The 21,826-nt window shown below is 61.7% G+C and carries 16 protein-coding genes and 1 pseudogene; 11 read left to right on the top strand and 6 right to left on the bottom strand.

The genetic code is table 11. The features are described 5' to 3' along the window. The first annotated feature begins 32 nt into the window (after positions 1-32). The 3 genes from BLV18_RS09875 to BLV18_RS09865 all read left to right on the top strand — a co-directional run bounded on the left by BLV18_RS09875 (position 33) and on the right by BLV18_RS09865 (position 4,651). Positions 33-1,352 (top strand): MFS transporter, encoded by a 1,320-nt coding sequence (locus BLV18_RS09875; RefSeq protein WP_090358143.1) that lies wholly within the window; start codon positions 33-35, stop codon positions 1,350-1,352. Positions 1,353-1,407: 55 nt separating this feature from the next. Next, positions 1,408-2,961, top strand: coding sequence for a UxaA family hydrolase (locus BLV18_RS09870; protein WP_090358140.1), 1,554 nt, complete (start codon positions 1,408-1,410; stop codon positions 2,959-2,961). A gap of 109 nt (positions 2,962-3,070) precedes the next feature. Next, positions 3,071-4,651 (top strand): aldehyde dehydrogenase (NADP(+)), encoded by a 1,581-nt coding sequence (locus BLV18_RS09865; protein ID WP_090358137.1) that lies wholly within the window; start codon positions 3,071-3,073, stop codon positions 4,649-4,651. 65 nt (positions 4,652-4,716) lie between these two features. On the opposite strand, the gene BLV18_RS09860 is transcribed toward BLV18_RS09865, so the two are convergent. Then, positions 4,717-6,903: a beta-glucosidase gene (locus BLV18_RS09860; RefSeq protein ID WP_090358135.1), complete on the bottom strand. Its 2,187-nt coding sequence runs from the start codon at positions 6,901-6,903 to the stop codon at positions 4,717-4,719. Positions 6,904-7,074: 171 nt separating this feature from the next. On the opposite strand from BLV18_RS09860, the gene BLV18_RS22345 reads away from it, so the two are divergent. Together BLV18_RS22345 and BLV18_RS09855 are read left to right on the top strand one after the other, a co-directional pair. Beyond that, the gene (locus BLV18_RS22345; RefSeq protein WP_167375930.1) at positions 7,075-8,643 is read left to right on the top strand and encodes an MFS transporter; all 1,569 of its coding nucleotides are present in this window, start codon (positions 7,075-7,077) and stop codon (positions 8,641-8,643) included. Further along, the gene (locus tag BLV18_RS09855; protein WP_167375929.1) at positions 8,640-9,740 is read left to right on the top strand and encodes an HlyD family secretion protein; all 1,101 of its coding nucleotides are present in this window, start codon (positions 8,640-8,642) and stop codon (positions 9,738-9,740) included. Before BLV18_RS22345 ends, BLV18_RS09855 begins: the two co-directional genes overlap by 4 nt. 73 nt (positions 9,741-9,813) lie before the next feature. Here BLV18_RS09855 and BLV18_RS09850 read toward each other — a convergent pair. Both BLV18_RS09850 and BLV18_RS09845 read right to left on the bottom strand, forming a co-directional pair. Then, a pseudogene (locus tag BLV18_RS09850) lies at positions 9,814-10,116 on the bottom strand (SDR family oxidoreductase); the annotation flags it as partial. A 57-nt stretch (positions 10,117-10,173) separates the two neighbouring features. Beyond that, positions 10,174-11,064, bottom strand: coding sequence for an MBL fold metallo-hydrolase (locus BLV18_RS09845; RefSeq protein ID WP_090358130.1), 891 nt, complete (start codon positions 11,062-11,064; stop codon positions 10,174-10,176). A gap of 105 nt (positions 11,065-11,169) precedes the next feature. On the opposite strand from BLV18_RS09845, the gene BLV18_RS09840 reads away from it, so the two are divergent. The 6 genes from BLV18_RS09840 to BLV18_RS09815 all read left to right on the top strand — a co-directional run bounded on the left by BLV18_RS09840 (position 11,170) and on the right by BLV18_RS09815 (position 18,259). After that, on the top strand, positions 11,170-12,105 hold the full coding sequence (locus BLV18_RS09840) for a LysR family transcriptional regulator (RefSeq protein WP_090358128.1): 936 nt from the start codon (positions 11,170-11,172) through the stop codon (positions 12,103-12,105). Between the two features lie 258 nt (positions 12,106-12,363). Then, entirely contained in the window at positions 12,364-13,290 is a 927-nt protein-coding gene (locus BLV18_RS09835) for a homocysteine S-methyltransferase family protein (RefSeq protein ID WP_090358127.1), read from the top strand. Next, positions 13,283-14,827 (top strand): ABC transporter substrate-binding protein, encoded by a 1,545-nt coding sequence (locus tag BLV18_RS09830; RefSeq protein ID WP_090358125.1) that lies wholly within the window; start codon positions 13,283-13,285, stop codon positions 14,825-14,827. The genes BLV18_RS09835 and BLV18_RS09830 overlap by 8 nt, the downstream gene beginning before the upstream one ends. Positions 14,828-14,832: 5 nt before the next feature. Beyond that, positions 14,833-15,828 (top strand): ABC transporter permease, encoded by a 996-nt coding sequence (locus BLV18_RS09825; RefSeq protein ID WP_090358122.1) that lies wholly within the window; start codon positions 14,833-14,835, stop codon positions 15,826-15,828. Positions 15,829-15,831: 3 nt separating this feature from the next. Next, the gene (locus tag BLV18_RS09820; RefSeq protein WP_090358120.1) at positions 15,832-16,653 is read left to right on the top strand and encodes an ABC transporter permease; all 822 of its coding nucleotides are present in this window, start codon (positions 15,832-15,834) and stop codon (positions 16,651-16,653) included. Further along, a complete protein-coding gene (locus BLV18_RS09815) occupies positions 16,646-18,259 on the top strand; it encodes an ABC transporter ATP-binding protein (RefSeq protein WP_090358118.1) in 1,614 nt (537 codons plus the stop codon). The genes BLV18_RS09820 and BLV18_RS09815 overlap by 8 nt, the downstream gene beginning before the upstream one ends. A 14-nt stretch (positions 18,260-18,273) precedes the next feature. On the opposite strand, the gene BLV18_RS09810 is transcribed toward BLV18_RS09815, so the two are convergent. From BLV18_RS09810 to BLV18_RS09800, 3 genes are read right to left on the bottom strand one after another with little or no spacing between them, the layout of a single operon-like run. Next, on the bottom strand, positions 18,274-19,497 hold the full coding sequence (locus tag BLV18_RS09810; RefSeq protein WP_090358116.1) for a nucleoside permease: 1,224 nt from the start codon (positions 19,495-19,497) through the stop codon (positions 18,274-18,276). Positions 19,498-19,549: 52 nt separating this feature from the next. Then, on the bottom strand, positions 19,550-20,629 hold the full coding sequence (locus BLV18_RS09805; protein ID WP_090358114.1) for a sugar phosphate isomerase/epimerase family protein: 1,080 nt from the start codon (positions 20,627-20,629) through the stop codon (positions 19,550-19,552). After that, a complete protein-coding gene (locus BLV18_RS09800) occupies positions 20,626-21,798 on the bottom strand; it encodes a Gfo/Idh/MocA family protein (RefSeq protein ID WP_090362179.1) in 1,173 nt (390 codons plus the stop codon). The genes BLV18_RS09805 and BLV18_RS09800 overlap by 4 nt, the downstream gene beginning before the upstream one ends. Positions 21,799-21,826 lie beyond the last annotated feature (28 nt).

Genomic DNA, 21,826 nt, shown 5'->3' with positions numbered 1-21,826 from the left:
CATTTCATAATAAACATAAGAGTGAGATGAATATGACCACTGGCAATGTACAGGTCGCTACGGCTGCTGCATCGACGAATGCGGCGAGTGCACGTCCAACCACGGTGCGCTGGCGGATATTCCTGCTGCTACTACTCCTCTCGGCGATCAACTACATCGACCGCGCCTCGCTGTCGGTGGCGCTGCCGCTGATCTCCGCTGATTTCAACATGACGCCGGCGCTTGAGGGATTGATGCTCAGTGCGTTTTTCTGGTCGTATGCATTGATGCAGATTCCTGGCGGTATGCTGCTCGACCGCTTTCAGACCCGCAACATCGTCGGCATCGCAACCGTTGGCTGGGGACTTTTCCAGGCCCTTGCAGGCGCCGCACACAATTGGGTCACCTTGCTGATCACGCGTATCGGGCTGGGCGTCGCCGAGTCGCCGATCATGCCCGCCGGAGCCAAGCTCAACGGTGCCTGGCTTACGCCCAACGAGCGTGGGCGCGGCGCAACCCTGGTCGATGGCGGCGCACCACTGGGTACTGCGTTCGGCGCCATTCTGATCGCAGGATTGATCACCTGGCTCGACTCGTGGCGCATCGCGTTCGTCATTGCCGGCGTTGGCACCATGGTCGCCGGGATATGGGCCTGGTGGTACATCAGAAACCATCCAAGTGAACACCCCAAGGTAAACGCCGCAGAGCTGGCTTACATTACCGAGGCCAATGAAGCGGCCCGAGAAGCCACGGGTGGGCGCAAAGCGGTCCTCAAGGAACTGCTCAAAAGCCGTTCGGTGCTGGCCATGTTTGCCGGGTATGCCTGCTACAACAGCGTGTTCTACGGGCTGCTCACCTGGATGCCGAGCTACTTGCACAAAGCTCATAACCTAGACATCAAGGCCATGGGCGGTGCGACCTTTCTGATCTTCATGTGCGGTTTCATCGGCGAATTGTTCGGCGGCTGGATCTCCGACAAATGGAAAGCGGCCGGCGGCCAACCTAATACCGTCATGCGCAGCATGTTCGCAGGTTCTGCAGCGATTGCCGCCATCTGCATTCTCGCCGTGGCTTACAGCAGCGACGCGCTGACCGTGATTTCGCTGCTGTGCGTGGCGCTGTTCTTCATTCGCTGGTGCGGCATGTACTGGTGCCTGCCAGCCATCCTCGGCGGCCAGTCCAAAGCCGGCGTGCTTGGCGGAAGCATGAACTTCTGCGGGAACATGGTCGGCGTGATCGTACCCATTTTGATCGGCTTGATCGTGCAATACACCGGCTCGTACTTCCTGGCACTGATTTTCTTCGTGGTCATGGCGTCGGGATTAATGCTTTTCTCCAGCCTTATCGATTATCGCGAGCGTGGATTGGCGTGAGCTGCCCTGCAGGCTCCATTCCCATTGCGCCCATTGCAAAAGCGAGGCAACCGTGATGCAACTCATAACTACAACAGGCAGCGAAACTGCTGCCAATGCCGTGATAAGACTTAACACGCTGGACGATGTGTTGATTGCGCGGCAACCGCTGGTCAAAGGTCTGGTGCTCAACGAAGGTATCGAGGTGTTGGAGCCTGTGCCTTCTGGACACAAAGTGGCGGCTCGGCCTATAGCCGTGGGTCAGCCAGTGCGCCGTTACGGGCAGATCATCGGTTTCGCGAGTCAGCCAATCTCCGCCGGACAACACGTGCACGTCCACAACGTGGTCATGGGCGATTTCTCTCGGGATTATGCCTTCGGTGTCGACGCCAAAGGCAGACCCTTGCCTACAGAAGCAACGTTCATGGGAATCGTACGCGCCGATGGCCGCGTGGCGACACGCAACTACATCGGCATCCTGACATCCGTCAACTGCTCGGCGACCGTGGCACGGGCCATTGCCGACTATTTCCGCCGCGACATCCACCCGGAAGCATTGATCGAGTACCCCAATGTCGACGGCGTCGTCGCACTGACCCACGGTGTGGGCTGCGCGGTGGACCCCGGTGGCGAGGCCTTGGCCATGTTGCGCAGGACGCTGGGCGGGTATGCCGTTCACCCCAACTTCGCCTCGGTGCTGATGATAGGCCTGGGTTGCGAGACCAACCAGATTCCGGATCTGCTGGCGGCCCAGGGCCTGACCAGCAGCGATTCGCTGCGTACATTCACCATTCAGGGCACAGGCGGCACGTCCAAAACCATTGCCAGCGGCATCGCCCAGGTCAAGTCGCTGTTGGCCGAAGCCAACCAGGTCAACCGCGAGCCAGTCAGCGCCAAGCACTTGGTCGTCGGCCTGCAGTGCGGTGGATCGGATGGATACTCCGGTATCACGGCCAACCCCGCATTGGGCAATGCAGTCGATCGTCTGGTGGCCGCAGGAGGCACCGCCATTCTGTCGGAGACACCAGAGGTGTATGGCGCCGAGCACCTGCTGACCCGCCGTGCCGTAAGTCGAAGCGTCGGAGAAAAGCTCATCGCACGGATTCAGTGGTGGGAAGCCTATTGCAAGCGTATGGATGCCGAGCTGAACAACAATCCTTCAGCAGGCAACAAGGCCGGTGGTTTGACCACGATTCTGGAAAAGTCCCTGGGAGCGGTGGCCAAGGCAGGCTCCACCGACCTGGTGGATGTCTACGAATACGCGGAAACGGTCAAGGCACACGGCTTGGTGTTCATGGACACGCCCGGCTATGACCCTATCTCGGCCACCGGCCAGGTCGCAGGCGGGGCCAACCTGATTGCCTTTACCACCGGGCGCGGTTCGGCGTATGGCTGTGCCCCCTCGCCCTCGATCAAGCTGGCCACCAACAGTCGTCTTTGGGAAACCCAGGAAGAAGACATGGACGTCAACTGCGGCGGGATTGCCGACGGTTCCATGACCATCGAAGAACGTGGCGAGTACATCTTCCGGATGATGCTGCGGATCGCCTCGGGTGACAAAAGCAAAAGCGAACAGCATGGCTACGGCCAGAACGAGTTTGTGCCATGGCAGATCGGTGCGATCACTTGAGACTTCGAGTGCGCTTCGACAATCCGGCCACCACCGCTCGGCAGGGCACGGTGCCGCGTTCCGAAGCGGTTTTCGACACGTCCCCAATCATCAAATCAGGAGCCCTGACATGACCCGGATTATCGGTCTGAACTACATCGGCGGACAGCGACTGGGCGCCGGCGGCGTGCAGCTGCAAAGTTTCGATGCGACCACGGACGAGGCGCTGCCAGGCCATTTCACACAGGCCACGCAAGGGGAAGTCGACGCGGCTGCCAAAGCCGCCGCCGATGCCTACCTGCGCTATCGTAATCTGCCCGCCTCCCGGCGCGCCGACTTCCTGGATGCAATCGCCGACGAACTGGACGCCTTGGGTGAGGATTTCATCGCCACCGTGTGCCGGGAGACGGCGTTACCCACCGGGCGTATACAAGGTGAGCGTGGCCGCACCAGCGGGCAAATGCGGCTGTTCGCCAACGTGCTGCGACGAGGGGACTTTTACGGGGCGCGCATAGACCGCGCCCTCCCGGATCGAAAACCATTGCCCCGTCCAGAACTGCGCCAGTTCCGAATCGCTGTGGGGCCGGTTGCCGTGTTCGGCGCGAGCAACTTTCCGTTGGCCTTCTCCACGGCTGGCGGGGACACCGCTTCTGCGCTGGCGGCGGGCTGCCCGGTGGTGGTCAAGGCCCACAGCGGCCACATGGCCACCGCCGAATGGGTCGCGGACGCGATCATGCGTGCCGCGCAGCGCACCGATATGCCTGCCGGAGTGTTCAATATGATCTATGGCGGAGGCGTTGGTGAATGGCTGGTCAAGCACCCGTCCATCAAAGCTGTGGGGTTTACCGGCTCTCTCAAAGGTGGCAATGCCTTGTGCAAGATGGCTGCGGAGCGTTCCCAGCCGATTCCGGTCTTTGCGGAAATGTCGAGCATCAACCCGGTGATCATTCTTCCCGAGGCGCTAAATGCCCGTGGCGAGACCATCGCCAGCGAACTTGCGGGTTCGGTCACCTTGGGGTGCGGGCAATTTTGCACGAATCCGGGATTGATCATCGGTGTGCAATCAGCCGGTTTCACCGCCTTCCTTGAGTGCTTCACGGCGCAAATGAAGAGGCAACCGGCTCAGACCATGCTCAATGTCGGTGCTTTGGCAAGCTACGGCAAGGGACTGCAACACTTGCTGGCCCACTCAGGCGTAAAACAGCTGGCGGGCAGTCCGCAACAGGGTAGACAGGCCCAGCCACACTTGTTCAAAGCGGACGTTAGCCTGCTGCTGGAGCGTGATGAACTGCTTCAAGAAGAAGTATTCGGGCCCGCCACGATCGTCATCGAAGCCGCCGATGATGCGCAACTCGGTGCTGCGCTCGATGGTCTGCGTGGGCAATTGACCGCCACCGTTATCGGTGAGGCCGATGAACTGTTGAGATACCGATGGCTGACCGAGCTTTTGCAGGAGAAAGTTGGCCGGATTCTATTGAATGGCTACCCCACCGGGGTTGAAGTGACTGACACCATGGTGCATGGCGGACCCTACCCAGCGACGTCGGACGCGCGCGGGACGTCGGTGGGGACATTGGCCATTGATCGGTTCCTGCGCCCGATCTGCTTTCAGAATTACCCGGACGCCCTGCTGCCACCGGCGCTGCAAAACGCCAACCCGTTGGGCATTCAACGGTTGATCGATGGGAAACATACCGACGTAGCACTTTGACAATCAGGTCGAGCCGGCAATAAGAACCGCCTGTTCAAGGCGGTTCTTCTCAGTCCTGCCGCGCCTCAAGGCGCGATGAAACGGTCCTCGTCCACTACAATATCCTGATAGGCATCCTCTGCCTCGGCATGCTGTGCAGCCCATACCCGATAAGTGCCTTTGCCTATCTTGAAGCAACCTCCATCAGGTCCTTCCTCGTACCTGGCGAACACCCGAGGCTCCAGTTCCAGCTCGACAATACTGTGCTGCCCGGCAGCCAGGTCGACTTTGGCGAACCCCGCCAGCCTGTGGACGAAGCCTTCTTCGCCCAGCTTGGCCACGTAGCACTGGACGACCAACTTGCCCGCCCGCTTGCCGCTGTTCATGACCTGCACAGACGCCTTGATGTGCTCCCCGTACGCCACGTTCAGGCCGGAAATCTCATACTGGGTATAGGACAACCCGAACCCGAATGGGAACAATGGCTTGAGCCCCTCGCGCGCGAACCAGCGATAGCCGACATCCGAACCTTCAATGTCGTAATCGATCGGAATGATGCCGCCCTTGCGCGGCATACCTGGGTTGGAGGTGGTGGTTTCGGGGTCTATCTGCTCGGGTCTGGGCAATTGGGCTTCGCTGGCTGGGAAGGTCAGCGGCAGACGGCCAGAGGGATTGACCCTGCCGAACAGCACCCTGGCAATGGCAGCCGCGGCGCCTGAACCTGGGTACCACGCCGCCAGAATCGCACCCACCTCATCTTTCCAGGGCATGAGCACCGGCCCGCCGGACTGAATGACCACGACGGTAGCTCTGTTTGCCGCTGCGACCGCGCCAATCAGTGCGTCCTGGTGACCCGGCAGACCGAGCCCTACGGCATCCAGGCCTTCGGAACGCCACTCCTGAGCGAATACGATCACCACGTCGCTGCGGCCGGCCTCGAACACCGCCAGATCAATGTCGCTGCCGTCGAGGAAGGTCACCTCCTCGGCTGAACTCTCCTCGGCAATAGCGGCGACCAAAGGAGCAGGTTGATAGACCTTGTCCACACCCACACCCATGATCGTAGTGCCTTCCTTCTTCAGGCTGCCCAGCGGCGTGACGGCCGAAGATCCGCCGCCACAGAGCACACCGTGGTCAGCGTGCTCACCGATGACCAGTATCCGTTTGCGCTTCAGCGGGATCGGCAACCACCCGGCATCGTTCTTCAGTAGTACGATGCCTTCTTCGGCCTGACGTTGTGCGATCAGCTTGTGAGCGCTGAAATCGATCGGCTGAGGTTTCGGCTTGGTCTCGTCCTGATCGAGGATTCCCACTGCCAGCAGGCTGGTGAGGATCCGGGTGACCATGTCGTCGATACGCGACTGCGGCACCCGGCCGTCTGTGACTGCGTCGCGCAGAGCCTGGCCGAAATACTCCTGGTCGTCCAGGTTGGCACCCGACTGCACATCGAGCCCGGCCAGCGCGGCCTTGACGGTGGAATGGGTCGCGCCCCAGTCAGACATCACCCAACCTGGGTAATGCCACTGCCCCTTGAGTACATGGTTCAGAAGAAACTCGTTCTCCGACGCGTAGTCGCCGTTGATCAGGTTATATCCCGGCATCACCGCGCCAGGGCTACCCAACTCGATGGCGATCTGGAACGCAAGGAGGTCCGATTCGCGCATGGCAGGCTCCGACAGATTGGAGCTGACCATCACTCGCCCAGTCTCCTGCCCGTTGGCGATGAAATGCTTCACCGTGGACACCACACCCTGCGCCTGGATGCCGGCGACCGAATGGCCCCCGATTACACCGGAGAGCAGTGGATCCTCGGAAACGTATTCGAAGTTTCGGCCGCAGCGTGGCTCACGGATCAGATTGATGCCGCCCGCCAATTGCACGTTGAATCCTTTCGCGCGCGCTTCGCGGCCGACCAGAGCGCCGCTTTCATAGGCCAACTGGGTGTTGAAAGACGCACCCAGGGCCAGTGAACTGGGCAGGCCGGTGGCGTGATCGCCTGGACGCACGTTACCGATGTTACTGATGCCAAGGCTCGCGTCAGCCTGCTGCATGGCCGGAATGCCCAAGCGAGGGATGGCTGGGTAATAAGCGGCGGAGCCAATCGCACCCGCAGGCTTCTGCGTATCGCCCACGGGAATGGCCATCGGGCCGGACAACCAGGAAAACTTCTCGTCTTCGCTCATTTCGGCGACCAGAAGCTGAGCCTGCGCACGCAGGGTTTGAGCATCGACAAAGATGGCAGGGTGCAAACTGTTCTGCGGTGTACTGTTCATGAGTCGGATTCCGAATTGCCGTGTATCAAAGTGACCCCTGCCAGGAAGAACCGTTTCAGCTATTTCAAGGCACGCGACGTTCCGCCGCGCACCGGCAGCCACACCGCCCCGAACTAAATCGCTTCAGCTGAACCAAAGTTCAGATCGTTCAAGTTCCCGAAGCCCACCTGCATGTCCACTGACCACGCTTATCATTTCACCGAGGACCAGCGCCCGAACGTTGCCGGTGCGCCCTATCTTCCGCCGCACACCCTTGGCCGTCGGGTGGCCTATGTGATCGTTGCGCTGCTGATGAGCCTGTCAGGCACGTTCGGCAACAGCTTGATCACCGAAAACCTGGCGCAGCTGGCCGGCGGCTATTCGGCGTATTCGGCCGAGATGGTCTGGCTCACCGGGGTGTTCGTCGGTGTGGGTGCCTGCAGCAACCTGTTCGTGATCAAGGGGCGGCAGCAGTTCGGTTTGCCGCTCATGCTGTTCGGCGCCCTGGGGCTCTACGCGCTGGCCGCGGCGGCGGATGTGCTGTTCGCCAATCTGACCACCGCCATACTGTCCCGCGCTGCGAACGGGCTGGCCACCTCGACGGCGGTGGCTTCAAGTGTCTATTACCTGATGTCGGCGCTGCCCCAGAGCAAACGGATTCTGGCGGTGGCGACGCCCATCGCCTGTGTCCAGTTGGCTCAGCCACTGGCGCGCTTGGTGCCGGTCGACTTTCTCATTGCCGACGGCAACACCACTCTGCGTCTGTTGGTGCTGCTGATACCTGTCCTGCAGATCGTGATCCTGGCCCTGAATCCGTTACCACCTACCTACCGCATCAGGACCTTCGAGTGGGTAGACCTGATCACGGGCGTGTTCGTGGCGTGTGGCGCCGTCATGTTGGGATGCGCGCTGGCTACCGCGTCCACCTATTGGTGGAACGATGCTCCGTTCGTTGGCGAGCTGATGCTGGGCGCTGTGTTGACTATCGGTACAGCCTTGCTGGTCGAGGCGTGCCGCAAGCGTCCCGAGATCGACATCGGCTGGTTGAGCAATCGCCATATCTGCACGTTCATGGGTATCGCGCTGCTGGAACGTGTTTCGCTGGCCGTGCAGACCACTAGCGTGCCTGGCCTGTTCGCCCTGCGCAGCCTCAACAACGATCAGTACCATGCCCTGTTTGGCTGGGTGTCCGTGGCGATGCTGGCAGGCATCGTGATCATGCTGGCGACGTTGAATCCGCGTTCGTTGCTGTATCAGATGGTCGCCGCGCTGGGCTGCATTGCCATGGGCGCGCTGCTGGCGTGCTTCAGCAACGGTTCGGTTCGCCCGCAGGATCTGATCGTGTCCCAGTGCCTGATCGGCTTCGGTGCCACGCTGTTCGTCGGCCCGGCGCTGCTCTACAGCGTCTCGCAGGTGCTGAAACAGGGTCCGCAGGTACTGGTGCCGACCGTGTTGATTTTCGCCGCGACGCAGAACCTGGGCAGTGTGATTGGCTCGGCCCTGCTGAACAGCGTCCAGTACGCAACGCAACGTTATGCGATCTCCGGTTATGCCAATCGCCTGAGCGCAACCGATCCGCGCGTCGATCCGTCAGCGCTTTCCACACTGACCAGCGAGGTGAGCCGACAGGCCAGTGTGATCGGCTACCTGAACAGCTTTCGCCTGGTATTGGTGATTGCACTGGCCGCCACACTGGTGGTGCTAGCCGCCGCCGCTTATTCCAGCTACTCCGATCGCCATCAAAAGAGGAAACCCACGTGAGCAAGGACTCTCCTTCCGAATCGTCACCGTCCGAGTCGTCCGACGGTACCTGGAAGCCTGCCAAGCCCAGCCTGATCCAGCTCGGTGCAATTGCCCTGGTTGCGTTGCTGGCGGTGACGTTGGTGCTCTACATATGGCGTTTCTTTCCCTTCAGCGATGACGGTCCCTACACCGATAACGCTTACGTGCGTGGCTATGTCACGACTCTGGCACCGGAGGTCTCCGGGCACCTCACCAACGTGCTGGTCAAGGACTATGAAACTGTCCACGAAGGCCAGTTGCTGGCGCAGATCGACCCTGCCAGTTACGCCGCCAGTGTCGAGCAGGCGGTCGCCGACCTCGACGCCGCCAAGAGCGACCTAGCCAACAACGCCCAGTCTCAAGCGTCTGCCGTGGCGACCTTGAGCGCACGGCAGGCGGCACTCGGCACCGCCAATGCAGAATTGCTTCGCGCCCAGGGGGATTACGCCCGTAGCGAAGCGCTGGTCAAGGAAGGTGGGGTGTCCATCCAGGAGAGGGACACCGCGCTGGCGGCGTTGCGCAGTGCCAAAGGCGCGCTTGCCGAAGCGCAGGCCAATATCAAGGTGGCGCGCGCCGACGTGCGTACCCAAGAGGTGGCGGCACAGGGGTTGAGTGCCAAAGTGCAGCAGGCCAAAGCGGCGCTGGACTCGGCCCGGATACAGCTCTCCAGGACACGAATCGTGGCGCCGGCCGACGGTCAGCTCGGCCGTGTCGAATCCCATGTCGGCCGCTACGTCGGCGCCGGCACTGCATTGTTCAGTCTGGTGGAGACGGACCGCTGGGTGATTGCCGACTACAAGGAAGCGCAGACTCATGGCATCACCCCCGGTCAGACCGCGCATTTCGAGGTCGATGCCCTTCCCGGCACGACGTTCAGCGGCATCGTTGAGCGGATGGCACCGGCCACCGGCCTGGAATTCTCGGCAATGACCGCCGACAACGGCACCGGTAATTTCGTCAAGGTGCCCCAGCGCCTGGGTGTACGCATCGCCATCGATCGTGATCAGCCGCTGTTCGAGCGCCTGCGGCCGGGTATGTCGGTGGAGATAAGGGTGGATACGGACAGCCGCGAATAACCCGAAGATCATGCGCACCGGATGTTCGGCGGGCAGGCTCAGCCCCAGGCAGACGCTGCCGTCCGCGGGACGGTCAACTCATCCAGTTGCCACCGTCGACGTTGTAAGTTTGCGCAACGATGTAATCGCTCTCCGGGCCGGCCAGGAATACCGCCATCCCGACCAGGTCTTCGGCCGTGCCCATTCGGCCGAAGGGAACTTCGAGGCCAACCAGGCGTTTCTTTTCGCCCAGAGGACGGTTCTCGTGCTTGGCGAACAAGGCATCGACACCATCCCAGTGCTCGCCGTCCACGACTCCGGGGGCGATGGCATTGACGTTGATCTTGTCTTTGATGTCCAGCTTGCCGACCTGCGTGACCACCGCTGCCATGGCGGCGTCGATGGATGCCTGGTCGGTGACATCCATTTCAACCGCATACTGCCTGCAGGCCAACTACCACTTCATCTCCCCCTTGGCGACCTTGGCGCCGAGTTCCAGTGACGACTCATCGCCCAACGCCGGGTAATGCGCCTTCATCGCGGCGACCAATGCGCTGGAGTCCTTGGCTTTGACTGTCTCGGCATCGAAGGTTTTTATGTAGCCCGCCGTGAAGCGTGCCGCGTCGATTGCCTTGCGTTCACCGGGCAGAAAGTGGCCAGGGATGACGGTCACAGGCTGGAGTTTCTCGATATGGGTTAGCGTGGCCAGCCAGTCGGCGTGGGATTTCGCACTTTGTGTGTCGGCCATCCAGACGTGGATGTTGTTGGAAAGCACGACACCGCCGAGTACCGTTCTGGTTGACGGTATCCAGACGAAGGTACGCTCGGGTTGCGGGCCGTCCAGGCCGATGACTTGCAGCTGTCGACCTTCCAGTTCGAGACGGTTGCCTTCCAGCACGTGCGGCACGATGACTTTGCCTGGAGCGCCGTCCCCCATTTGAGGCCCCCAATAGGCCAGCTTGCTGTCCTTGGTTTGCTTGATGTGCGCGACGGTCTGCGCAGTCGCTAGCACTTTTGCCTTGGGAAAGGCCTCGGTGATGGTTTGCAGGCCAAAGTAGTAATCGGGATCGCCGTGACTGATGTAGATGGCAGTCAGTGTTTTCCCGCTCTGGCGGATGCGTTTGACCAGTTCTTCGGCCTGCGGCCGGGCAAATTGTGCGTCAACCAAAACGGCTTCTTTCTCGCCGGTGACGATTACCGAGGACACTGGAAAAATCGCCTCCGGGCCCGGATTGTAGACCTCTACGCGCAGAGGTTCTGCGGCCAGGACCGCGCCTGCGCCTGCGCCTGCGCCTCCCAGCAGGATCAGGCTGGCAAACACACGTCGTGCGATGAAGTGGATCATGGACATTCCATCTCGAAGGTTAAGGGGGGATGGAGGTTAGATGAGATTCATCGCTCGAAAAACAGTAGATTTGCTGCATATTTGTTTCGGGAAATAGACCTAATCATGGATAAGTTGTTGGCGATGCAAGCCTTCGTCACGGTCGTGGACTGCGGCAGTCAGACGGCTGCCGCCGATAAGCTCGGGCTCTCCCGGCCGGTGATTTCCAGGTTTCTGGCCGAGCTCGAGGACTGGACAGGGGCCAGGCTCATGCACCGCACGACGCGGCGCCTGACCCTGACCGCGGTGGGGGCGCAAATGCTGCCACTGTGCCGACGAATGCTTGACCTGGCCGAGGACATGCAGGCGATCGCGACTCATCCCGAAGACGAGCCCGAAGGACTGCTGCGCATCACGGCCAGCACCTCGTTCGGACAGGCCCAGCTTACCCAGGCCATCACCGAATTCGTCGCACGCTACCCCAAGGTACGGATCGACATGCAACTGCTCGATCGCACGGTCAATCTGGTCGACGAGCGCGTGGATCTGGCGATTCGCATCACCAACGAGCTCGACCCCAACCTCATCGCCCGGCGGCTGACCACCTGCCGCTCGGTGGTCTGTGCCGCGCCCAGCTATCTGAAAACCCACATGGAGCCTAAAACGATCGAAGACCTTTCACTGCATAACTGCCTGACGCATTCCTATCACGGTAGCAGCCTGTGGCACTTCACTCGCGACGGGGAGCCCAGCAGTGTTGCGGTCAGTGGCAATGTCAGCACCAACGACTCCGTCACGACCTTGCAGGCCGCCTTGTGTGGGTCAGGCGTCGCGCTGTTGCCGACCTACCTGGCAGCGCCCCTTGTTCGCACAGGAGAGTTGGTCGCCCTGCTGCCCGACTACCAGCCCATGACGTTGAGCATCCATGCCGTTTATGCGTCTCGTCGGCATGTATCGGCGGTATTGCGCGCGATGCTGGACTTTCTGGTCGTACGGTTTCCGGAAGAGCCTGCGTGGGATAGCGCAGTGGTCGGACCCCAATCCTTAATAGCGAAAATATGATCCGCTAAATCACAACGTGTTGAATCACTGTTGCTCAGCAAACAGTACTTCAATATATAGCTAAAACCCAGCTCGCTATTCCACCACGGAAGTTGCAGCAGCATTTATATTTCTATTCAATCTAAGCACGCCTTGAATGCCGGCGGCTTCAACACACTATCGCTGCTCTTTGTGTCGGAGCCCTACGCGTTAATACAGCACTTATCTTCCAGTGCTGCAGGACCGACCTACTTCTTATCTGGATCTCGGATACCAACAATGGCCAAACAGCTTCAAATTCTTGACGGCGGCATGGGCCGTGAGTTGTCGCGCAATGGCGCACCGTTTCGGCAGCCGGAATGGTCGGCACTGGCGTTGATCGAGGCACCTGAATATGTGCGGCAGGCCCACGACGCTTTCATCGAGGCCGGTGCGCAGATCATCACGACCAACAGCTACGCCGTGGTGCCTTTTCACATCGGCGATGCGCGCTTCGAACGCGATGGGGCGGCCCTGGCGCGCCTGGCGGGTGCCATCGCTCGCGATGCGGCCGATGCCAGCGCGCAGAGCGTTCGGGTTGCGGGGTCGTTACCTCCTGCGCTGGGCTCGTATCGTCCGGATCTGTTCGAGCCGGTGCAGGCGGCCAGGATTCTTCAGGTGCTGATCGATGCCTTGAGTGATCAGGTCGATCTGTGGCTGGCCGAGACCCAGAGTTCCATTGCCGAGGTGCGGCTGGTCGCCGATCTGCTCAAGGACGACCCACGTCCGCGCTGGTTTTCCTTCACCCTGGATGATGCACTCAATACTCAGGGCAAAGCTCAACTGCGCTCCGGGGAAAGCATCACTGCAGCCGTCGCGGCTGCGACGCAGCTGAACGCGGCGGCCATTCTGTTCAACTGCAGCCCGCCTGAAGTCATGAGTGCGGCCCTGCTCGAAGCGGGCACCCAGAGCAATTCCGCGCTGGGCATCTATGCCAACGCCTTCGAACCTTCGGATCAGAAACGTGGGGCCAACGTCGGCCTCAGTGCGATGCGGCGGGACACCGAGCCAGGCAACTATCTGCGTTGGGCTCAGGAGTGGGTCGCCCAAGGGGCAAGTATCGTCGGCGGTTGCTGTGGCATCGGCCCGGAACACATTCACGCGCTGTCGAGCGCCCTGGTCGACGCTGACCTTGCCCCCGCTGCACAGGATGCCTTGCATGTTTGATCGTCGTTCTTTCATCAAGGGCACCGGTGCGGCGGCCATGACGGCGGCGATGGCCTCTGCCTGGCCTTTGCGAGGCTTCGCACAGGACAGCCTGGAACCGAAAAAAGGCGGGCATCTGGTGGTCGGGTTGGACAACGCCTCCACCACCGACCGCCTCGACCCTGCCTTCTGGTTCGAAAGCTGGATGTACGTCACCGGCAGCCAGCTGTTCAACGCGCTGGTGGAAGTCGATGACACCGGAGCCATAGTTCCCTCACTCGCCGAATCCTGGTCCAGCGCCGACGGTGGCCGCAAATGGGTGTTGAACATCCGTAAAGGCGTGCAATTCCATGACGGCCGGTCGTTGAGCGCAAAGGACGTCGTGTGGTCGCTCAATCACCACCGCGACGAGAAATCGTCGTCGCCCGTCAAGGTGTATCTGGAGCCGGTCACGGACCTGCGGGCCAGCGCCGAGCACGAAGTCACCATCACGCTGGCAGATCCGAACGTCGAGTTCATCGCATTGCTTTCGGCGGTCCATTTCGTGATCACTGCCGAAAACGAACCTTTCGAAAAAGCCATCGGTACCGGGGCCTTCATCCTGGAAAACTTCCAGCCGGGGGTGCGCATGTTGGTCAGGCGCAATCCCAATCACTGGAACCCTTCCCGCGGCCACGTCGATTCGGTCGAAACCCTGGCCATGAATGATTCGACCGCAAGGGTGGCGGCGCTGGTCAGCGGTTCGGTGCAGATCATCAATCGGGTCAACCCACGCATTGTCGGTCGCATCGAAAAGATGCCGTCGATCCAGCTGATCCGCGACAAGGACAGCCAGATCTTCACGCTGCCGGGCCTGGCCAATGTCGCGCCGTTCGATTCCCTTGATGGGCGACTGGCGCTCAAGTACGCCGTGGATCGGCAACAGCTGATCGACACGGTGCTGGGCGGCTATGGCTCGGTGGGCAACGACAACCCGGTCTTCCCCTCGAACCGGTATTTCGCCAAGGACATTCCGCAGCGTCCCTACGATCCCGATCGCGCGCGCTTCCACTGGCAAAAGGCGGGCTTCGCCGGACCGCTCACGCTGCACGCGGCAGACGCCGGCTTTCCGGGGGCGGTGGATGCCGCTCAGTTGTATCAGCAGTCGGCGCAAAAAGCCGGCATTCCCCTGGCCATCGAGCGCGTACCGAACGACGCCTTCTGGACCGATACCTGGCTGAAGAAGCCATTCTGCACCTCCAACTGGGGCGCGCGGCCCACTGCCGATGCCCTGCTGTCCATGGTGTTCACCAGCAATGCGCCGTGGAACGAATCGGCCTGGCGGGTCCCGGCGTTCGATCAACTGGTCAAGGCTGCGCGCGGCGAAACCGATGAAGACAAGCGCCGCCAGATCTACCATGACATCCAGCTGATGCTGGTGGATCAGAGCAGTGAAGTCATCCCGCTGTACGCCGACGCGCTGGCGGCCACGCGCAGCAATGTGAAGGGCTTCAAGTCGGTGCCTGGGGTGCCGCTGAGCGGCAACCGCGCCGCCGAAAAAGTCTGGCTGGAAGGATAGCCATCATGCCTGCGACATTGCCGGTTAGCGTAGGCGCAGAAGGGCAAAGCCTCTTAACAAGCCTGATCGTGCGACGGTTGGCGGTCGGCCTGGCGATGCTGCTGGCCACTTCGCTGTTGATCTTCATCGGCCTGAACCTGCTGCCCGGCGATACCGCCACCGCGATCCTCGGTCAATCCGCGACCCCTGCGGCCATTCAGACGCTGAAGCTGCAACTGGGGCTGGATCAGCCGGCGGGCTGGCGGTATCTGCACTGGCTGGGCGGAATCCTGCAGGGCGATTTCGGCATCAGCCTGACTTCACGGGAAAACATTTCCGTCGCGCTCTCGGAACGGCTGCAGAACACCGTGTTCCTGGCCGGCAGCACGGCGCTGGTGGCGGTGCCCCTGGCGCTGCTCATGGGTCTGGTTTCAGTCCGTTTTCACGGTGGCTGGATCGACGGACTGCTGAACCTGTTCAGTCGTATGACCGTGGCCTTGCCGGAGTTTTTCTCGGGTTATCTGCTGATCTTCGTCTTCTCCATGACCCTTGCCTGGCTGCCCAGCAACAGCAGCGTGCAACTGGGCATGCCGTTGTCGGAGCGGTTGCTGGCGATCGTGCTTCCCGGTGCCACGCTGGTGCTGGCCGTGCTCGGTCACATGAGCAACATGACCCGCGCAGCATTGCTCAGCGCCCAGCGCAGCAGCTATGTCGACACCGCCGTGCTCAAGGGCCTCTCGCCGATGCGGGTGTTGTGGCGCCATGTGCTGCCCAACGCCTGGGGACCGATCATCAATGTCATCGTGTTGAACCTGGCCTATTTGATGGTGGGTGTGGTGATCGTGGAGAACGTTTTCGTGTATCCCGGCCTGGGCCAATACCTGGTCGACAGCATCGCCAAGCGCGACGTGCCTGTCGTGCAGGGCTGTGCGTTGGTCCTGGCAGCCATCTACATCCTGCTCAATCTGTTCGCCGATGTGATTGCGCTGTTGACCAATCCCCGTCTACGCCACGGAAACTAGTCCATGCCCGCTCCAAGAATCGTTCACCTGCCCGGCATCGTCGGCCTGATCCTGTTCGTGGTCGTCGCCCTCCTCGCGCCCTGGCTGGCGCCTCACTCCCCCGATCAGGTGATCGGCTCCGCATGGGACCTGCCGTCGGCGCTGGCCCCCCTGGGCACCGACAACCTGGGTCGCGACCTGCTGTCACGGTTGATCTGGGGTACGCGCACGTCATTGTCGGTGACCGCCGCTGCGGCGGTGGTGGCCTTCGTGTGTGGCACGACGCTGGGTTTCATCGCCGGTGCTGCAGGGGGGTGGATCGACCAACTGATCTCGCGGGTCAACGATGTGCTCATGGCCATACCGACGCTGATTCTGGCGTTGGTCATTCTGGCAACGCTGCCCAAGACCCTGGGTGTGATCATTCTGGTGCTCGGGGTGCTGGAGGCCACCCGTATCCTGCGCGTGGCCCGCGCCGTGGCCGTGGACATCGCCGCCATGGAGTTCATCGATGTGGCGCGCATGCGCGGCGAGCGCCTGGGCTGGATTCTGTTGCGGGAGATCCTGCCCAATGCGTTGCCGATCCTGATTGCCGAGTTCGCTCTGCGGTTCGTGTTCATTCTGCTGTTTCTTTCCGCGCTGTCGTTCCTGGGTCTCGGTATCCAGCCACCCACCGCCGACTGGGGCGGACTGGCCAGGGACAACAAGGACGGTGTCCTGTTCGGGGTCTGGGCAGCGCTGGTACCCGGCGCGGCGATCGCCGCGTTGGCGCTGTGCATCAATAGCCTGGCCGACTGGCTGCTGGGGACCAACACCCGCCAATGGGGAGCGCGCAACCATGGTTGATTTCACTCCGGTTGCAACGGCGCCGCTGTTGCGTGTCGAGCAGCTGCGAATCGCTGCCAAGGGCGAGCCTGGACGGCTGTTGGTCGACGACGTCTGCTTCAGCCTCGAGGCAGGCGAAGTACTGGGCTTGATTGGCGAATCGGGGGCAGGCAAGTCGACCATCGGGCAGGCCCTGCTCGGTCATCTGCGCGAAGGCATGGCGGTTGCCGGCGGACGTATCCTGTTCGAAGGGCGCGACCTTCTGCACCTGTCGGAGCCCGAGTTGCGCCGGATTCGCGGCAAGCGCATTGCCTACGTCGCTCAATCCGCCGGATCGGCGTTCAATCCAGCCCTTACCATCGGAGCCCAGGTGATCGAGGCCGCGCAACTGCACGGGCTGATGGACGCACAAACCGCCAAGGCGCGGGCACTGGAGCTGTTCGCCCAGTTCTCGCTGCCACAGCCTGAAGCGTTCTTTTCACGCTACCCTCATCAGGTCTCGGGCGGGCAACTGCAGCGGGCGATGATCGCCATGGCCCTGTGCAGTTCGCCGCAGTTGATCGTTTTCGACGAACCGACCACGGCACTGGACGTCGTCACCCAACTGGGGATTCTGCAAGCGATCGCTCAGGTGATTCGCCAGGCAGGTGTTGCGGCGATCTATATCAGCCACGATCTGGCAGTGGTCGCACAACTGGCTGACCAGATCATGGTGCTGCGTCATGGGCGATGTGTGGAGCATGGCACCACCGAGCAGATCCTCCAGCGTCCGGCGCAGGGCTACACCCAGGATCTGCTCAGCGCCGGGCGCGCGGGTCGCACCTTGGGTAGCACAGATGCCGCAGCAGCTGAGCTGCTGGTCATCCGCTCGCTGACCGCAAGTTACCGGCAGCGACCGGTGCTCGACGACCTCTCATTGAGCCTTTGCCAAGGACGCACGCTGGCGCTGATCGGTGAATCCGGATCAGGCAAGTCGACCTTGGGCAGAGCCATCTGCGGCCTGCTCGGCGACGTGGGCGGGTCGATGACGCTCAACGGCCAGCCGTTGCCCCCAAGCCTGAGTCGGCGGACCCGTGAGCATCTGCAACAGATCCAGATGGTCCATCAGATTCCGGACAACGCACTCAACCCCAGACTCTGCATCGGCGATCAACTGGAGCGCGCCGTGCAGACATTCACCAGGCTGAGCCGACCGCTACGGCAACGGCGCGTGGCCGAATTGCTCGAACAGGTCGGCCTGCCTGCGGACACTGCGAAGCGACTTCCGCACACCCTTTCCGGTGGGCAGAAACAACGCGTCTGCATCGCCCGTGCCCTGGCTGCAGAACCCGCCCTGATCATCTGCGATGAACCGACCTCGGCCCTCGACCCACTGGTTGCCCTGGACGTGTTGGCATTGCTGCGACGGCTGCAAAGTGAAACAGGCGTGTCCTATCTGTTCATCACCCATGACCTGCACGTCGCCAGGGAAATTGCCCACGAGGTCGCCGTGCTGCACGACGGACGCATTGTTCAGCACGGCCGTACGGCCGAGGCGCTCAGCGCACCGCTGGACGACTACACCCGGCGCCTGGTCGAAGCCGTGCCGCAGATGCGGCAGGACTGGTTGATGCAAATGGCCGGGTGACTGTTCCCTGACGTTCATAACCCCTGCACGCGCCGCTCGGGCCGGAACATCAGGCAAAACCCTACAAGCACCACGGCTGCGAACCCGGCCGGAAACAGCCAGATACTCCGCCAGTCATGCAGCATTCCCGATGCGTAGTGGTCGGTCACCTTCCCTGCTACCCAGAACCCGATCAGCATGCCCAGCCCATAGGTGGCCAGCGTGATCAACCCCTGTGCCGAGCTGCGAAAGCGCTCGGGGGTTTTGGCGTCGGTGTAGATCTGCCCGCAGACGAAGAAAAAGTCGTAGCACACGCCATGCAGCGCGATACCGATCAGCAGCAGCGCGACCGCTTCACCGCCGCTGCCGTAGGCGAACAACACGTAGCGCAGCACCCAGGCGAGCATGCCCACCAGCAGCGCGATCTTGATCCCGAAACGGGCAATGAACAACGGCAGCAGTAGCATGAACAGCACTTCGGACACCTGCCCGATCGCCATTTTTGCCGTGGGATTGGCGACACCGATCTCGGCCAGGAACGGGTTGGCGTTCTGGTAATAGAACGCCAACGGTATGCAGATCAGGATCGAGGCCAGGAAGAAGATCAGATAGCTGCGATCCTTCAGCAACCCGAGTGCATCCAGGCCCAACACCTGGCGCAGTCCCCGGCGCTCGCCGCTGGTTTGCAGGGGCACGGTGGCGGGCAACGTGAAGCTGTAGAAACCGAGCAGCAGAGAGGCGATGGCCGACATCAGGAAGGTATTGCGCAGTGCTCCGCCCGCAATGCCTGGCGCCGAATCCCACGCGAACACCATGCTGATGACCAGACCGGCCACGATCCAGCCGATCGTGCCCCATACTCGGATACGGGAAAATTCCCGCGCCGGATCCTGCATCTGCCGGAAGGCGACCGAGTTCACCAGGGCCAGGGTGGGCATGTAGGCAATCATGTAGGCCAGGACATAGGGATAGAACGTGGCGAAATCCGCTGCTCGATACAGCTGATACAACAGCACCGCGCCCAGCAGGTGAAGCACGGCCAGGATGCGCTCGGCGTTGAACCAGCGGTCGGCGATCAGACCAATGACGAACGGGGCAATGATCGCTCCCCACGATTGCGTGGAGAACGCCAGGCCGATCTGGCCGCCGCTCGCCCCCAGTCCCGTCGCCAGAAAGGTGCCCAGGGTGACGAACCAGCCACCCCAGATGAAGAACTGCAGGAACATCATCACGCTCAATCGCGCGTTCATGGTTTTCATTGCGCTCACCGTTTTATTGTTATGGCAGATGTCGGTCGAAGGCTCGCAGGTTTCAGTCTTCAGGCAGGCCCAGTAATCGCCGGTTGGAATGAACATCGGCAGACACCCCGGCGAAATCGTCGAAGGCCCGTTGGGTGCGTGTGATCATATGGCGCTCGATGAACGCGGCCCCCTCACCTGCGCCTTGCGCCGAATCCTTCAGGCAGCATTCCCACTCCAGCACGGCCCAGCCATCGAATCCGTATTGGGTCAACTTGCTGAAGATCGATTTGAAATCCACCTGACCGTCGCCCAGGGAGCGGAAGCGTCCAGGCCGATCGACCCAATCCTGATAACCCCCGTAGACACCCGCGCGCGCATCGGGACGAAACTCGGCATCCTTGACATGGAACATGCGGATGCGCGCGTGATAGCGGTCGATGAAGCCCAGATAGTCCATCTGCTGCAGCAGCAGGTGGCTGGGGTCGTAGAGAATTGCGGCCCGCCGATGGTGGTCGACCGCCTGCAGAAAACGCTCGAACGAAGCACCATCGTGCAGATCTTCGCCGGGGTGGATCTCGTAGCACAGGTCGACGCCAGCGTCTTCGAAGCAATCGAGGATGGGCAGCCAGCGCCTGGCGAGTTCGGCGAACCCTTGTTCGACCAGACCCTTTGGCCGCTGCGGCCACGGGTAGACATAGGGCCACAGCAGCGCACCGGAAAAGGGCGCGTGGGCTTTCAGACCCAGCCGCTGGCTGGCACGGGCAGCAAGCTTGAGCTGGTCGCTGGCCCATTGCGTTCGGGCCTGGGGCCGACCGCGCACGTGGACCGGCGCAAACTCGTCGAACACCGCATCGAAAGCCGGATGCACCGCCACCAGTTGACCTTGCAGATGGGTGGACAGCTCGCTGATCTGGACGCCGGCGTTTGCGCAAATGGCGTTGAGTTCGTCGCAGTACGTCTGACTGTGCGCGGCTCGTTCCAGATCGATGTAGCGAGTGCCCAGCGTGGGCAATTGAATGGCCTTGTACCCCTGGGATGCGGCCCAGCTGGCGATGTTGGCCAGGCTGTCGAAAGGCGCTTGGTCGGACATGAACTGGGCCAGAAATATGCCCGGCCCACGCAGGCCGTGTTCGGTTGCAACGCTCATCATGAAAGGCTCCGTGAGTGCAGAGGACAGACCAACTCGGTCCACTTGGCATCGCTGCGGTGGCTGGCGATGGCGGTTTCGATGAAGGCCATTCCACGCAGACCCACCTCCATGCCCGGCACACCCGGTGCCTGGTTGCCGCCGCCACCAGCCTGGATGGCATCGGCGAAATCCACGTAGAGATTGGCCATCGCCTCCAGGTAACCCTCGGGATGACCGGCGGGCAGACGCATCCGTCGTGTGGCAGCCGCGCTGAGCCACGGCTGCCCGAGGCCCGAGCGCAGGACACGCATGGGCTGATCCAGCGAACGGTGAATCAGGCTGGACGGCTCTTCCTGACGCCATTCCAGTGCGCCGCGCTCACCGTAGACGCGGATCTTCAGCGGATTTTCTTCCCCAGCGCAGACCTGGCTGGCAATGAGCACGCCGCTCGCGCCGCCGCTCATCTTGAACAGCATGCTGGCATCGTCGTCCAGCCGGCGGCCCTCGATGTGGGAGCCGAGCATGGCGCTGAGGGCGTGCACCTGCTGATCGGCGACGAACTCGGCAAGACTGAACGCATGGGTGCCGATGTCGCCGATGCAGCCGCCGATACCGGACTGTTCCGGGTTGTCACGCCAGTCGGCCTGTTTGTTGCCATCGCGGGCGATGTCTTGGCTCAGCCAACCTTGGGGGTATTCGACGATGACTTTGCGCACCTTGCCAATCACGCCGTTGCGCACCAACTCGCGGGCTTCCCACACCATGGGGTAACCCAGGTAAACGTGGGCCAGACCGTACAGGCGATCGCTGCCGAGCAACACGCGATCGAGGCCCTGCAACTCGGCCAGGTTCAAGGCGGCGGGTTTTTCGCTGAACACGTGAAAGCCTGCCTGAATGGCCTGCCGAGCGACCGGGGCATGAAGATGATTGGGTGTGACGTTCACCACCAGTTGCATGCGCTGGTCACTGGGCAGGCGTGATTCGGCCTCGATCATCTGTTGCCAGTCCGCGTAGGTACGCGCCGGCTGAAGCCCCAAGGCATTGCCCGTCCGCCGGTTATTCGAGGGATCACGGCTGAAGGCGCCGCACACCAGTTCGAAACGTCCGTCCAGCGCGGCGGCCTGACGGTGTGCCTTGGCGATGAAAGACCCCTCTCCACCACCGACGAACCCCATTCCTGTCTTGTGCATGAAACCCAGCCTCAAAGCAGGTACCTGT

This window comes from Pseudomonas coleopterorum, assembly GCF_900105555.1.
Lineage (GTDB): Bacteria > Pseudomonadota > Gammaproteobacteria > Pseudomonadales > Pseudomonadaceae > Aquipseudomonas > Aquipseudomonas coleopterorum.
Note: the sequence above shows the minus strand (reverse complement) of the source record. Positions and strands in the feature narration are given on the sequence as shown.